The organism is Anaeromassilibacillus sp. An172, assembly GCF_002160515.1.
Lineage (GTDB): Bacteria > Bacillota > Clostridia > Oscillospirales > Acutalibacteraceae > Limousia > Limousia pullorum.
In genome coordinates, this window is record NZ_NFKS01000012.1 from 64,633 (window position 1) to 77,030 (window position 12,398).

At 40.2% G+C, this 12,398-nt stretch carries 9 protein-coding genes, 1 rRNA gene and 1 other annotated feature; of the genes, 9 read left to right on the forward strand and 1 reads right to left on the reverse strand.

Going from position 1 to position 12,398, the window contains the following annotated elements:
* Positions 1 to 198 precede the first annotated feature (198 nt).
* The 8 genes from B5F08_RS07300 to B5F08_RS07335 all read left to right on the forward strand — a co-directional run bounded on the left by B5F08_RS07300 (position 199) and on the right by B5F08_RS07335 (position 10,519).
* A complete protein-coding gene (locus tag B5F08_RS07300; protein ID WP_087377866.1) occupies positions 199 to 1,521 on the forward strand; it encodes a hypothetical protein in 1,323 nt (440 codons plus the stop codon).
* A gap of 80 nt (positions 1,522 to 1,601) precedes the next feature.
* Positions 1,602 to 2,807 carry a leucine-rich repeat protein gene (locus B5F08_RS07305; RefSeq protein ID WP_158096246.1) on the forward strand — a complete coding sequence of 402 codons (1,206 nt, stop codon included), beginning with the start codon at positions 1,602 to 1,604 and terminating at the stop codon, positions 2,805 to 2,807.
* A gap of 66 nt (positions 2,808 to 2,873) precedes the next feature.
* Positions 2,874 to 3,078, forward strand: a binding site (T-box leader).
* A 63-nt stretch (positions 3,079 to 3,141) separates the two neighbouring features.
* Positions 3,142 to 5,085, forward strand: a complete 1,944-nt coding sequence (thrS, locus tag B5F08_RS07310; protein WP_087377870.1) for a threonine--tRNA ligase — start codon at positions 3,142 to 3,144, stop codon at positions 5,083 to 5,085.
* 139 nt (positions 5,086 to 5,224) lie between these two features.
* On the forward strand, positions 5,225 to 5,428 hold the full coding sequence (rpmE, locus tag B5F08_RS07315) for a 50S ribosomal protein L31 (RefSeq protein WP_087377872.1): 204 nt from the start codon (positions 5,225 to 5,227) through the stop codon (positions 5,426 to 5,428).
* Positions 5,429 to 5,883: 455 nt separating this feature from the next.
* Complete coding sequence (locus B5F08_RS07320) at positions 5,884 to 6,513, forward strand: YigZ family protein (RefSeq protein WP_087377874.1); 630 nt, start codon at positions 5,884 to 5,886, stop codon at positions 6,511 to 6,513.
* Positions 6,514 to 6,668: 155 nt separating this feature from the next.
* Entirely contained in the window at positions 6,669 to 8,435 is a 1,767-nt protein-coding gene (gene dnaG / locus B5F08_RS07325) for a DNA primase (protein WP_087377876.1), read from the forward strand.
* A 70-nt stretch (positions 8,436 to 8,505) separates the two neighbouring features.
* On the forward strand, positions 8,506 to 9,606 hold the full coding sequence (gene rpoD, locus B5F08_RS07330) for an RNA polymerase sigma factor RpoD (protein ID WP_087377886.1): 1,101 nt from the start codon (positions 8,506 to 8,508) through the stop codon (positions 9,604 to 9,606).
* 103 nt (positions 9,607 to 9,709) lie between these two features.
* Complete coding sequence (locus tag B5F08_RS07335) at positions 9,710 to 10,519, forward strand: M23 family metallopeptidase (protein ID WP_087377878.1); 810 nt, start codon at positions 9,710 to 9,712, stop codon at positions 10,517 to 10,519.
* Positions 10,520 to 10,790: 271 nt separating this feature from the next.
* Here B5F08_RS07335 and B5F08_RS07340 read toward each other — a convergent pair whose 3' ends face one another.
* A complete protein-coding gene (locus tag B5F08_RS07340) occupies positions 10,791 to 11,417 on the reverse strand; it encodes a cytidylate kinase-like family protein (protein ID WP_087377880.1) in 627 nt (208 codons plus the stop codon).
* Positions 11,418 to 12,289: 872 nt separating this feature from the next.
* On the opposite strand from B5F08_RS07340, the gene B5F08_RS07345 reads away from it, so the two are divergent.
* Positions 12,290 to 12,398, forward strand: a 16S ribosomal RNA gene (locus B5F08_RS07345); the annotation flags it as partial.

Genomic DNA, 12,398 nt, shown 5'->3' on the forward strand with positions numbered 1-12,398 from the left:
ACAATTATATGTGACGGAGTATAAAATGTAATATTTATGTTTTTTATATCCTTGACAGACAGGATGATTTGACATAAAATAGTATAGAACAATCATTATGTGCATCTTTCCTATTTAATTGAAAGATGCAAATTTTTAAATGATGAAAAATATCGGACAAGGTTATCTTTTCCGATGATTTTAGAAAAGGAGTCGATTATGAAAGTAAAATTGTCCTGGATACCTTTTATTCTCTTCACTCCTGTGCTTGTGGGATTGGCGCTTTATACATCGATTTTCCCTGATGCAGAGCAGCTTTTCATGGGCTTTGGAGTGTCCATACTTCCATACGCTATTGCGGGGGTAACACTTGTAATGTTCTTGTTCTGTCTTTTGTTCAAGGCGATTGACAGAAAAACGGCTGATTACTATGTGATTAAACGAAACATTCCTGCCGGTCTTTTCGGACTTATAACAGCTGCCACAATTGCGGCAGAGGGCGGAATATCGCTTTTGGAAGCCAAGTCATCCGGAGATATATCTGCTTACGCTGTTGTCTATGTAGTTTTTACTTTGCTTTCGGCTTTGGCAATAGTTATAATGTCGCTTATGCACCTGACAAAGACTACAAGTTCAAAGGGACTTTCAGTTTATCTGCTTATGCCGGCAATTTGGAGCGCAATTAAGCTTGTAAATGTTTTTGTAAACAATGCGGAGATTTCTCTTGCAAATACAGACGTTCTTCAGCTTTTGACACTTATTGCCGTTACTCTTTACTTTTTCTTTTACGCTCAGCTTATTTCAGCAATCAGAAGCAAAGGTACATTAAAGAATACAATAGTAATGGGACTTATTTCCGTTTCACTTCTTATTGCAAGCTGTGCAGTGCCTGTATATGATATAGTTGTATCAGGTGTAATTCCTGAGATATTCTCACTTATTCCTACTATTCAGAACATAGCTTTGTTCTTCTATATTTTCTCTTTTGTTGCAGAGCTGTCAAGCCAGGCATTGAGAAAAGACGAAATGAAAGTTGTAATCGCAGGCGGTGAAGCTTACGACTATGATTATGACGATAAGCAGCAGAGAAAAGAAGAAAAGCGTGCAAAGAAAGAAGAAAAGAGAAATAAGAAGAAAAACAAAAACGAAGAAGAACTTCAGGATTTTGAGGATAACAAGCCTATCGGATCTTACGGTGATGGACTTTCAAGTGCAGATACAGTGAGAGAACAGGTTGTTCCATCAGATTATGATGACATATACTCAGAGGATGATATTATATCATTCAGTACAGAGTCAACCGAGTCAGAAGCTCCTCAGACAAGTGAAGCTGTTCCTGCTGAAACTTCCGATGAAGTAAGTGATGAGGATAAGCTCAGACTTACAGAGGCTGTTATTTCTGAAATTGAAAAGGAAAATGACGAAAACGGTGAAGTCGTTTCTGATGAAACAGAAGTTGATACAGACGAATCAACAGAGGATAAAATGAGGAGAATCGACCAGCTGATTTTCCAGCTTGAAACAGATGACAGTAATGTCTGAGTATTAAAAAGATTATTTATAAACTTTATTGCGGAAAAAGACATTAGCCTTTTTCCGCATTTTTGTAGGAGATGATTTCCATGATTAAAAAGACAAAAGCTGCCCTGCTGATTTTTGCTTTGCTGTTTGCGCTGACTGTTCCTTTTGTGACTGTTTCGGCGGAAAGTGGCTTTGTTATTGATAACGGCATATTGCTTTCCTATACAGGCTCCCAAAAGGAAATAACAATCCCGTCAGAGGTTGTGTATATAGGAGACAATGCATTCAGAAATAATACTTCTGTGGAAAAAGTTGTGCTGGGTCAATCGGTTATGGGTATAGGAAACTGCGCTTTTTACGGCTGTACTTCCTTGTCTTCCGTAGAGCAGACCGAAAGCGTCGGAGCAATAGGCGCATATGCTTTTTATAATACGCCGTATTTAAACAATCAAAAAGGCGAGTTTGTAACCCTTAACGATATACTTATCAAGTACAACGGCGGTTCACAAACTGTTGCAATACCGTCAAATGTCAGAGTTATATCCCCTTATACCTTTGCATATAACAGAAATATAAATTCCGTAATTGCGGGAAGCAATGTGGAAGAAATAGGCGAGGGCGCATTTTACATGTGCGGCAATCTTTCAAATGTGGATATTTCTGAAAACACAGCGGTTATCGGCGGATATGCCTTTTATGATACGCCGTGGCTTAAAAATGACCAAAGAGAGTTTCTCATTGAGGGCAGAAACATTCTGATTGACTGCAAATCGGAGGATAAAAATATTACGATTCCCGATGATGTGGTTACAGTTGGAACGGGCGCATTTTATATGAGCGGATTGGAGTCGGTGACTTTTTCTGAAAATACAAAGGTTATCGGCATGAGAAGCTTTATGGGATGTGAAAACCTCAAATCAGTGAATATAAACGACGGAATTTTACTTGTTGATACACAGGCATTTTATAATTGTCCGTCTTTGGAAAAAGCAGAAATAGCCTCTTCCGTACAGGTGATAAATGACAAGGCATTTGTAAAGGGCAACATTACCATTTACGGAGAAAAGGGAAGCGTGGCGGAAAGCTTTGCAAATGCAAACGATATCCCCTTTAACGGAGGTGGTATCCTTGGAGATTTAGACGGCGACGGAGTATTAACTATTTCCGATGCAACATATCTTCAGGGCTATATTGCAGGAATTAAAAGTGAGAAACCGGACATGTCCATTGCGGATGTAAACGGCGACGGAAGTATATCTATAACAGACGTTTCAAAATTGCAGATGATAATAGCCGGAGAACAGTAAAGTTTTAAATATCGGGGTTGACAAGAAAAAGGTTTAGTGATAATATAGTTCCTGTACAAAATAAATACTTGAACGCAGAAAAGGACACGATGCTTTTTGTATCCGCAAAAGAGAGCCGTATGTTTGGTGAGATTACGGCGGCGTGAAGAAAAGTGTTACCACCTTTGAGTTGGCGCAGGAAATGGCGTCACGGTAAGCACCGTTATCGCTTTCGAGGACAGATTTTATCTGTCGAATACGGGTGGAACCACGGAGAATATTCGTCCCGGTGACTTGCTTTGTGCAGGTCATCGGGTTTTTTGTTTTCTAAAAAAATTAAAAAGGAGAGATAACAATGATTAACGTAGAGTTAAAAGGCGGAGTTGTAAAGGAGTTTGAAAACAACACAACAGCCGCAGAAGTTGCAAAATCATTGGGCGGCGGCCTTTATAAGGCTGTATGCGCCTGTAAAATAAACGGACAGGTGATGGATTTAAGAACCGAGCTTACAGAGGACTGCAAGCTTGAGCTTTTGACATTCGACGATCCTGACGGTAAAAAAGCATTCTGGCACAGCGCATCACACGTTTTGGCACAGGCTGTAAAAAGACTTTACCCTGAGGCAAAATGCGCAATAGGCCCTGCTGTTGACAACGGTTTTTACTATGACTTTGATGTTGAGAAGCCTTTCTCACCGGAAGACCTTCAGAAAATCAAGGCAGAAATGAAAGCTATTGTTAAATCCGGCGAAGTTATTGAAAGATTTGAACTTCCACCTGAGGAGGCAGAAAAGCTTCTTTCAGACATGGGAGAAACATACAAGGTTGAGCTTGTAAAGGAACATGCAGGCAAGGGCGAAAACATCAGCTTCTACAAGCAGGGAGATTTCACAGACCTTTGCGCAGGCCCTCACCTTCTCAGCGTTGCACCTCTTAAAGCTATTGAGCTTACAAACTGCACAGGTGCATACTGGAGAGGCGACGCAAACAATGCACAGCTTTGCAGAGTTTACGGAACTGCATTCCCTAAAGCAAGCATGCTCGAAGAGTATTTGAAGCAGGTTGAAGAGGCAAAGAGCCGTGACCACAACAAACTGGGCAGAGAGCTTGAGCTTTTCACAACCTCCGACGTTATCGGACAGGGACTTCCAATTCTTCTTCCTAAGGGTGCAAGAATTATTCAGCTTCTCCAGAGATTTGTTGAGGACGAGGAGCAGAAGAGAGGATGGCTCCTTACAAAAACACCTTACATGGCAAAAAGCGACCTTTACAAAATAAGCGGTCACTGGGATCACTACAAGGACGGCATGTTTGTTTTGGGCGACGAGGAAAAGGACAAGGAAGTTTTCGCACTTCGTCCTATGACATGTCCGTTCCAGTATCAGGCATACCTCAACCGTGGCCGTTCATACCGTGACCTGCCTTTGAGATACAACGAAACATCCACACTTTTCAGAAATGAAGCCAGCGGCGAGATGCACGGACTTATCAGAGTTAGACAGTTTACAATTTCCGAGGGTCACCTTATGTGTACTCCTGAACAGCTTGAGCAGGAGTTCAAGGGCTGTCTTGAGCTTGCAATCTATATGCTGAAAACTCTCGGTCTTTACGAGGATGTTTCCTACAGATTCTCACAGTGGGATCCTAACGACAAGGAAAAATATATCGGAACAACCGAGCAGTGGGAAGAGGCTCAGGGAATTATGGAGAAAATCCTCAATCACCTTGAGATTCCATATGCAGTGGGCGTTGGCGAAGCTGCTTTCTACGGTCCAAAGCTTGACATCCAGATTAAAAACGTACACGGCAAGGAAGACACACTTATAACAATTCAGATTGACCAGCTTCTTGCTGAGAAATTCGGCATGGAATATGTTGACAAGGACGGCGTAAAGAAAAATCCTTACATCATCCACAGAACATCAATCGGATGCTATGAGAGAACATTGGCTCTCCTTATTGAAAAGTACGCCGGAGCATTCCCAATGTGGCTTGCACCTGTTCAGGTTAAGCTTCTTCCAATCGCTGACAGACACCTTGACTACGTTTATGAAGTTAAGAAAGCTTTGGAAGCTAAGGGCATGAGAGTTGAGATTGATGACAGATCCGAGAAAATCGGTTACAAGATCAGAGAGGCACAGCTCGAGAAAGTTCCTTACATGATTTTGGTAGGCGACAAGGATATCGAAAACAACACTGTTTCCGTAAGAGACAGAAGAGAGGGCGATATCGGTGCAATGAGCCTTGAAGATTTCATTGCAAAAGCAGTTGAAGAAATCGAAAGCAAGGTTATCAGATAATTTTAAAATATATCAATAACAGATGAAAAATAGACTTTTGAAAAAATTGAAGAAAAAATAAAAAAGTTCTTGCTTTTTCTGAATGTCTATGCTATACTAAGTCTGTTATTTACGGTTTCAGCGAAAGAGGTGAATGAAGATGAAAGAGAATATCCATCCAAAGTATGAGCAGACAACAATTACTTGTGCTTGCGGTAATGTTATTGAGACAGGTTCAACAAAGAAGAATATCCGTGTTGAAATTTGCTCAAAGTGCCACCCATTCTTTACAGGAAAGCAAAAGCTCGTTGATACCGGCGGACGTGTTGATAGATTTAAGAAGCGTTTCGGTATGGATAAATAATTAAACAGAACGTAATTGTTGAGGCGGTACGCAAGTGCCGCCTTATTTTTTATATCCGACCTGCATGGGTTATTCTTAGAAATAAGATACGTTTCAGGTCGGGCGAGACCTTCTGTTAAGCGACGGAAAATGGTTCTCTCTCATTTAGGTTTATTTGTATAATTAAAACCAAACGGGAGCGCATTATTAAAAAATAAAATATGCAGCTATCCACATTCAGATAAAAAGATGTTTAAAAAATTTGATATGAGATGTAAGTAAAAAATAAATTTGTTTGATAATATGAATTTAATTGCCAGATAAATCAAATCCATATTATCAAACAAAAATGAAAAAACGCCAAAAGAAAGCGAGCCATTCCAAAGATAAAGGAAAGGTTTCGCCCGACCTGTGCTGAACCTAATTTACAAGCCAAACCCATGCAGGTCGGATGTAAAATAAAAGGTGGGGGAGATATGAGCAGTAGTTATAAGACGGTAAAGGAGTATGGAGAGGCTGAGTTTGTGGAGAAGCGATCTCGTTTTATCGGTTATTGTAAGCCTGTAAAAACTGAGGAAGAGGCCATAGCCTTTATAAACGAAAAAAAGTCAAAGCACTGGGACGCAACCCATAACGTATATGCCTACTGTATAAGAGAGGGCAACATAAAACGCTACAGCGACGACGGAGAGCCTCAGGGAACAGCAGGCATACCAACACTCGACGTACTTCAAAAAAGCGGCGTAACGGACGCTGTAGTGGTCGTAACGAGGTATTTCGGAGGAATACTGCTGGGCGGCGGAGGACTTGTAAGAGCCTATTCCCACGGAGCAAAAATCGGCATGGAAGCCGCAAAGGTTGTCACTATGGAGGAAAGCCTTATTTGTTCCGTAGTGTGCGATTATACAAGGTACGGAAAACTCCAGTCCCTTATACCCGAGTGCGGAGGAATAATAGACGACACCCAGTTTACAGACTGCGTTGAGATAAAGTTCCATATAAGGGAAGAAATGCTGGGAGGACTCAATAAAAAGATTGCTGACGCCACCTGCGGACAGGTTGAAGTGGAAGTTACAGACAGTAAATTTTTTATGAACGAATGTTAATTTGCCTTGTATTTGGCTAAAATTCTTGATTTTTTATCGGTTTTTTGTCAATACTTATGCAAAAAGACTTTTTTAAAAAATAAAAGAAAAAAATAAAGGGTTTTTTAAAAAATTCATGTATATATAAAAAGAGATAAAGTAAAGAGGGTGGTTTCGTGTCTTTGCCTGAGGAGTTTTTGCAGGAATTGAAGTACAGAAACGACATTACCGAGGTGGTGTCATCTTACGTCAATCTCAAAAGGCGTGGACGCAATATGGTGGGGCTTTGTCCTTTTCACAGCGAAAAAACCCCGTCTTTTAATATTTACTCTGAAAACGGTTCGTTTTATTGCTTCGGCTGCGGAGCCGGCGGCGACGTTATAACATTTGTGATGAAGATAGAAAATCTTGATTACATGGAAGCCGTAAGATTTCTGGCTCAAAGAGCAGGAATGACAATGCCGGATACCGGTTACGACGACAGCATGAACCGTCTTAGAACAAGAATTTATGAAGCAAACAGAGAGGCGGCACGTTTTTTTTATGGCTGCCTCAATTCACCGGAGGGAGCAGAGGCGAGAAATTATCTTGCAGGCAGACAGCTTTCACCGAAAACAATAGTGCGTTTCGGTTTGGGCTATTCACCTAAATCAAGATACAGCCTGTGCAACCATCTGAAATCAAAAGGTTTTAAAGAAAGCGAGATTGTTGCGGCAAACTTGGCTTTTCAAAGTAAAAGCGGAAAAGGTATTTACGACCGTTTTTCCGACAGGGTTATGTTTCCAATAATAGATTTAAGGGGAAACGTCATAGCCTTCGGCGGACGCCTTATGGGCGACGGCAAACCGAAATATCTAAACACCTCCGATACGCCGGTGTTTAAAAAGAGCAATAACCTGTTTTCTCTCAATAATGCGAAAAACAGCGGAGAAAGAACATTGATACTCTGTGAGGGCTATATGGATGTTATAGCCGTAAATCAGGCGGGATTTCAAAACGCAGTGGCAACATTGGGAACTGCGCTCACCTCGGAACAGGCGATACTTATGAAAAGATACGCTGATGAGGTTGTAATATGCTACGACGCCGATGAAGCCGGTCAAAAGGCGACGGCAAGAGCTATTGAAATTCTGCGAAATGCAGGTATTCAGGTTAGAGTTCTTACAGTTCCGGACGGAAAAGACCCGGACGAGTTTATAAAAAAACACGGGGAGAACGGCTCAGCGGCTTTTAAAAACCTTTTGGAAAAAAGCAAAAACGATATGGATTACAGACTTGCAAAGCTGAAATCCTCCTTTAACCTTGAAACAACTCAGGGAAGAGTGTCATACTTAAACGGCGCAATAAAAATGATTGCCGCCCTTGATAATCCCGTTGAAAAGGATATCTATCTTTCGGGACTCAGCGAAGAAATGGGCGTTGAGAAAAATGCTCTTTTGGAACAGATAAAAAGGGTGTCAAGGTCAAAAGCCGGAGAGATACGCAGGGAGGAAATGAAAAAACTCCGAAGTGAAATGAGCGGTATGGGCGATAAAATAAACCCGGAACACGCAAAATATCCACGAGGGGTAAAAGCTGAGGAATCTCTGATTGCATATCTTGTACATAGTCCGGATAAACTGGACTTTGTTCTGAAAAGAATAACTCCGGATGATTTTGTAACAACATTCAACAAAAAGCTTTTTGAATATTTCAGGGATAAAATCAAGGGCGGTTACGGAATACTTACCGGAATTTCCGCAGATTTTACACCGGAGGAAAGCGGAAAGATTTTTGGAATAATATCAAAATACAACAGCATGGCGGCGACTACGGAAGCTGCGGCTGAGTATATAAATGCGATTATTGAGGAGAAGCTTAAAACTAAGATGAATGATTTGTCCACAGCGGAGGATACCGATATTATGGACTATCTGAAAAATCTCAGGGAAAAGAAAAACTGAAATAATCCAAAACAAGGAAGAAAAAAATCGCCTTTAACAGGGCAATGGGCAATTGAAAGGAACAAAAAATATGACAGAGCAAATTCGGGATAAAAAAGCAGTTGTCAGAGAATTGATGGAGTTAGGAAAAAGCAAAGGACAGCTTACCAATCAGGAGATTCTCGATGCGATAGGAGAAATCGACATTGATCCTGAGCAAATTGAAAAGCTTTATGACGGATTGGAAAGCCTTGGCGTTGAAATCGTCGAAGAGATGGACGATGTTATCAAACTGGACGATATAACAATAAGACTTTCACCTGATGATTCTGATACTGAAACTTACGAGGGCATGGAGGCAGTTTCTCTTGACGACCCTGTAAAAGTGTATCTGAAAGAAATCGGACGTGTCCCGCTGCTGACTCCGGAAGAGGAAATCGACCTGGCAATCAGAATTAAAGACGGCGACCCTGCTGCAAAGAAAAGATTGTCAGAAGCAAACCTCAGACTTGTTGTAAGTATTGCAAAGAGATATCTGGGCAGAGGAATGCAGTTTTTGGACCTTATTCAGGAAGGAAACCTGGGTCTTATCAAGGCTGTTGAAAAGTTTGATTACACAAAGGGCTTTAAGTTCTCCACTTATGCCACATGGTGGATAAGACAGGCTATAACAAGAGCTATTGCAGACCAGGCAAGAACAATAAGAATTCCTGTTCATATGGTTGAAACCATAAACAAGGTTAAGAAAGTTTCAAGCCAGCTTCTTCACCAGAACGGTCACGAGCCTTCCGCCGATGAAATTGCGGCTGTTATTGATATGCCTGTTGATAAGGTAAGAGAAATCATGCGTGTTGCACAGGAGCCTGTTTCCCTTGAAACACCTATAGGTGAAGAGGAAGACAGCCATCTTGGTGACTTTATACCTGACGACGATGCTCCTGCACCTGTTGATGCGGCGTCACATACATTGCTTAGAGAGCAGCTTTCAGAAGTGCTCTCAACTCTCACACCAAGGGAGGAAAAGGTTCTTTGTCTCAGATTCGGACTTGTTGACGGCAGAAGCCGTACACTTGAAGAGGTAGGCAAGGAGTTTAAGGTTACAAGAGAAAGAATAAGACAGATTGAGGCAAAGGCTCTCAGAAAGCTCAGACATCCATCAAGAAGCAAAAAGCTCAAGGATTTTCTTGACTGAGCCTTTGATTCTACATACTTTTTCTCAGTTGTAAGTTCATAAACTTTTTTTAATTGAATAACAATGACACCTCCGTCAATAATAATGGCGGAGGTGCTTTTTTATGAACAATAAAAGAAACAGAAAAGAAAAACCGTCGTCAAAAAGAGAAAAAGCAGGATTTTATATAGCTTTCTCCCTGTGTCTTGCGGCGGTGGGAATGTCGGTTTGGTCTGCATATTCGGGAGTTACAAACTACTTTAAGGATAACGGAGATACTTCATCCTCAATACATCAACAGGACAGCACTGAAAATGTGGATAAAAACTTAACCGATATCACCGAAGAGGACACAACGGCTTCAGAGGAAACCACGGAAGAAACAACAGCCGAAGAAACTGAGCCTCAGACAGAAGAACCCTCGGAAGATGCGGCGGAATACGTCACAGAACCTGAAGAAACAAAGGAAACCGAAACAGAAGAGGTTCTTGAAGAGGATATTGTTCAGACAATCCTCAGGGTAAATAAAAATTTAGGATATCCCACAGAAACCAAGATAATCGGCAAAGAATATTCCGAAGATATGGTTTACGACAACACAATGAAGGATTACCGAGCCCACATGGGAATAGATTTCACCTGCGAGGACGGGGAAAGTGTTATAGCCATGTGCGATGCAACGGTGGAGGAAACCTATTACAGCGAAATGATGGGAAATGTTGTAAAGGTAACCAGCGGCGAGTTTAGTATTTTGTACTGCGGACTGAATGAAGATATTTCCGTAAACAGCGGAGATACAATAACAAAAGGCCAGGAAATAGGAACAGCCCTGGGAGTTCCCTGCGAATCCGCCGACGGTACACATATCCATGTGGAGATAAGAGTCAGAAACCGTCATATAGACCCATTATCAGTGATTGAAAACGAAAGTTAAAAGCAAAACGGCAGCCACATATGTGACCGCCGTTTTACTTTTAGAGGAAAATTATTATCTAATGCAGAAAGATTCTGCTGTATTATCTCACTAAAGAGTGACAGATATTATCTGTCACTTTCATGCCAATCTTCATCGTTGGCAAAGATGAAATCGTCCAAGTCACCCTGTACAACTTCACTTGTGCTGTAGATAACCATTAAAGTCACCACCTTCTGTGAATAATAATATATATTATATTTATCCACGGGTGATTTTATGATTGCCTTTATCAGGAATTTTCTCTGTAAGAAAGCATTTGCTTAATCAGATCAACTGCCTGCTGCTGACTTATCTTACTAGCATCGATACAAAGGTCATAATTGGAAGCAACGCCCCACTTATTGCCGGAGTAGAAGCTGTAATAATTAGCTCTTACTTTATCGGTTCTGTTGATAATCTGAACAGCACGGTCAGGGTCAAGCTTATGTATTCTTATAGCTCTTTCTTTGCGGAAGTCCATTGAACCGTGGATATATACGTTAAGCACATTTTTTCTGTCTCTTAAAATATAGTCACCACAGCGGCCAACCACAACAAATGGACCTTGATCAGCTTTTTGTTTTATAATTTTATGCTGAAGAAGGTAGAGTTTGTCGTTTACAGGCAAGTCACCCATGGCGGAAAAGCCATTTCCAAAGCTGTATAAACCCATAGACAAAGAATAAAGCAAGCTGTTTGCAGCTCTTTCGTCAACCTTGCTGAATACGTCGGGATCCATTCCGCTTTCTTTTGCAGCTAATGAGATGAGTTCTTTGTCATAGAAAGGAATTTCAAGCTGCTCAGCAAGCATCTGACCGATGTCGTGTCCGCCGCTGGCAAATTGGCGTGCAATAGTAATAATATAGTTTGTTTTCATAGAAAAACCTTCCCTTCGTTTGGATTTTAGTACATTATAACACATCTGATTTAAAAAATCACTACTTTTTTGAAATTTTTTTTGTAAATTTTTTGTATATATAGAGAAAATTCCAAGAAAAGGAGTATATTTAGGCTGGAAAAGGATAAAAAGACCTTTAAGCTTTTATAAATAGGAGGTTATAATGCAAACTAATAATTTTTTTCTTTGATTTTTCTTTTCATGTATAATTAAATGTATTATATACAAAATATATGATACAAAGATTTCCTGAATAAATTGAATTTTTCTGATTTCAAATATGTATATTTAAAGTGTAATTGAATATGGTGAAAGACGTAAGATGAGATTTTAAAGGATTAAAAAACATTCTATAATGAAATAAAAAGAGGATTTTTTCAAAAAACAAAAAATATTTTTTAAAAAATTTTAAAATTTTTTTGAAGAAGGGAAAGATTTTTTTGACGGAAGGCGTCGAAAAGCAGTGAGAGGTGGAAATATCTTGTGTTTGTAACATTGATAAACCACAATATATAGGGCAAAAAATAAAAATGAAAAAAAATCAAAAAAAATTCAAAAAAAGTGTTGACAAAAGGGGTGTAATGCTATATAATAGCAACTGTTCCGCTCGGGACGACACGAAAACAGCGAAACGCTGAGAGGCAAAAAAGCTGATAGGAATGGGAAAAACGAGCGAAACAGGACCTTGAAAATTAAACAACGAAATATAGTAAGAACCCGTAATGACTTTGAGTAAATACTCAAACAATTACAAAGTGAGAAAACACTAAAAATCACGGATACGTTAGTGTATCGAAAATGAGCATCAAGCTCTGAAATTGATTTGAACATCGAAAGATGTTGAGATACAAATTTTAGAGAGTTTGATCCTGGCTCAGGACGAACGCTGGCGGCGTGCCTAACACATGCAAGTCGAACGGAACTTATTAAATGAAGCCTTCGGGTGGATTTTGGTAAGTT

Coding starts and splice junctions, on each gene's coding strand:
- thrS (WP_087377870.1), top strand. CDS start 3,142: ATGATTAACGTAGAGTTAAAAGGCGGAGTTGTAAAGGAGTTTGAAAAC.
- B5F08_RS07300 (WP_087377866.1), top strand. CDS start 199: ATGAAAGTAAAATTGTCCTGGATACCTTTTATTCTCTTCACTCCTGTG.
- B5F08_RS07340 (WP_087377880.1), bottom strand. CDS start 11,417: ATGAAAACAAACTATATTATTACTATTGCACGCCAATTTGCCAGCGGC.
- B5F08_RS07320 (WP_087377874.1), top strand. CDS start 5,884: ATGAGCAGTAGTTATAAGACGGTAAAGGAGTATGGAGAGGCTGAGTTT.
- B5F08_RS07335 (WP_087377878.1), top strand. CDS start 9,710: ATGAACAATAAAAGAAACAGAAAAGAAAAACCGTCGTCAAAAAGAGAA.
- B5F08_RS07305 (WP_158096246.1), top strand. CDS start 1,602: ATGATTAAAAAGACAAAAGCTGCCCTGCTGATTTTTGCTTTGCTGTTT.
- rpmE (WP_087377872.1), top strand. CDS start 5,225: ATGAAAGAGAATATCCATCCAAAGTATGAGCAGACAACAATTACTTGT.
- rpoD (WP_087377886.1), top strand. CDS start 8,506: ATGACAGAGCAAATTCGGGATAAAAAAGCAGTTGTCAGAGAATTGATG.